Here is a 2,046-nt window from a genome sequence, read left to right on the forward strand (position 1 = left end):
TAGCTGCGCACCAGGGCGTCGCTGTAGTCCTCCCGCTGGCGCTCCACGTCGGCGGCGGCAGCCGCAGCGGCGGTCTCGGCGTCCTCGGCCGCGGTCCTGGCCTCGTCGGCCTGCCAGCGAGCCCCGTTGTAGGCCTCGGCGGCCTGCGCGGCGGTGACGGCGGTCTGCCGCAGGCGCTCGTTGGCGAGGACCAGGTCCGCCCGGACGGCGGCCACGTCGCGCGCCTTGTCGCTGGCGTGGCGCTCGGCGGTGGCGACGTCGCCCTCGCTCGGCACGCCGTCGTCGGTCGCCGAGGCGGTGGTGACGCCCGCGGAGAGCACGAGGCTCAGGGCAGCGGCAGCCGACCAGCGCAGCCGCCGGGTGAGGCTCGGCGTACGGCGTGGTGCGGGTGCAGGCAGGGCTGGCACAGGTGGTYCCCCTCGGCTCTCGTGGCCACGGGTGACTTCCCTTTCACCCGTGACACTCGCGGCACGCTAGTGCTCACCAGCCCCAAAGGGAACAACTTTCCCAACTTTTTCACAACTCACCGGCGTGTCGGCTTGACGAACTACAAGGTTGTAATTCGCTCGTGTGCGCTCGGGACAGCGACGACACGCCGAGGGCGGGCGTACTTCGTCGGCGAGTCGCGCGCTTCGTGACCGTTGCAACCGTCACGAAGCGGAGAAGTCCCCGCCTGGGCGGGGACTTCTCCACCGGGGGGTTGCCCGCCCGTGTTCGGACGAGCGTCGCGCAGGCGTACGCCGGTCAGTCGGCGTCGACGGGCACCTGCGAGGTGGTCGTCGTGGGGTGCGAGGCGAGCCCGCCACGGTCGAACTTCTGGCCGCTGGCCAGGCCGCCGAGCCAGAAGGAGATGAGCGCGATGGCCACGCCGGCGATGTCGTCGGCGACGTAGTGCCAGCCGAAGTAGAGGGTCGCCACGACCGTGATGGCGAAGTTGGTCCAGAAGATCCAGTGGATGACCCGGTTGCGGAGCGTGTACTGCACCATCAGCGCCACGAGCAGCGTGATCGCGACGTGCAGGCTCGCGAAGCCCGCCACGGACTGCACCGCTCCCTCGATGCCGTCCCGCAGGACCCCCTTTCGGGCATAGAACAGCGACTCCATCAGCGCCCCGGACCCGGTGTCGGGCAGGTCGTTGTAGAGCCACGAGTAGCGGAAGCCGKGGCCGAGGGTGGGCAGCGCGTAGTACGACGCGGTGCCGAGGGTCCAGGCGAGGCACTGCGAGGTGGCGAACCAGTAGCCGAAGGAGATGTTGCGCGACCACACCAGCCACGCGGCGAGCGCCAGCGGGACGAGCGGCAGGAACCACAGGTAGACCGACGAGAGCACGTGCGCGGTCCAGCCGGTGCCGAAGATCGTGTGCAGGATGGTGGCCGGCTCGTGGCCGAAGAACAGGGCCCGGTCGATGAGGTGCAGCTCGCGGTCGTACTTCTCCTCCCCCATCACGAAGGGGAGGAACGACTTGAGGTTCCGGTAGCTGACGTAGGTGATGTAGAAGCAGACCAGGCCCATCACGACGAGCGTCATCCGCTCGCGGGTCCAGTGGTCGCGCACGCGCTCCCGGGCGATGTCCGGCATCAGCGTGGGGTTGAACCGCGAGACCCACAGCGTCCTCGGCAGCAGGTCGAGGAGGAACGCACCCAGGACGAGCAGCGGCAGGCGCAGCCACGACGGACCGAGGAAGCCCTCGGGGTCGACGAGGGGGCGGTCCAGCGTCACCGACGCGACGACGGCGAGCAGACCCATGAGAGCAGCGGTCCCCAGGAGGAGCGCGTAGGCCGGGCGATACACGCTGGCCAGTGTAGGGAAGATCGGTTGCCGACCCCGGATCGTCGCTCAGGTGATGGTGGCCACGCGGGTCGGGTCGACACCGAGACGCACCGGCTCACCCGGTACGACGTGGCTGCCGAGCGGCGCGACCGCGTCCACCTCGCCCAGCCCCTCCACGACCACGACGAGGCGGACCAGCTCGGGGGTCGCCCGGGCGGAGACCACCGTCCCGGCGATGGGCCCCTCCCCCGCGACGAGCGCGGAACGGCGGAGCGC

At 70.5% G+C, this 2,046-nt stretch carries 2 protein-coding genes and 1 pseudogene; all 3 read right to left on the bottom strand.

Going from position 1 to position 2,046, the window contains the following annotated elements; all coding sequences use genetic code 11:
• Positions 1 to 407, bottom strand: a 407-nt coding sequence (locus ACXJKL_RS19965) for a hypothetical protein (protein WP_457208740.1), incomplete at its 3' end; no start/stop codon positions are given.
• 337 nt (positions 408 to 744) lie between these two features.
• On the bottom strand, positions 745 to 1,791 hold the full coding sequence (locus ACXJKL_RS19970; RefSeq protein ID WP_457208741.1) for a phosphatase PAP2 family protein: 1,047 nt from the start codon (positions 1,789 to 1,791) through the stop codon (positions 745 to 747).
• A 45-nt stretch (positions 1,792 to 1,836) separates the two neighbouring features.
• Positions 1,837 to 2,046: pseudogene (locus tag ACXJKL_RS19975) on the bottom strand (ABC transporter ATP-binding protein); the annotation flags it as partial.

It is taken from the genome of Nocardioides sp. P5_C9_2, from assembly GCF_054049555.1.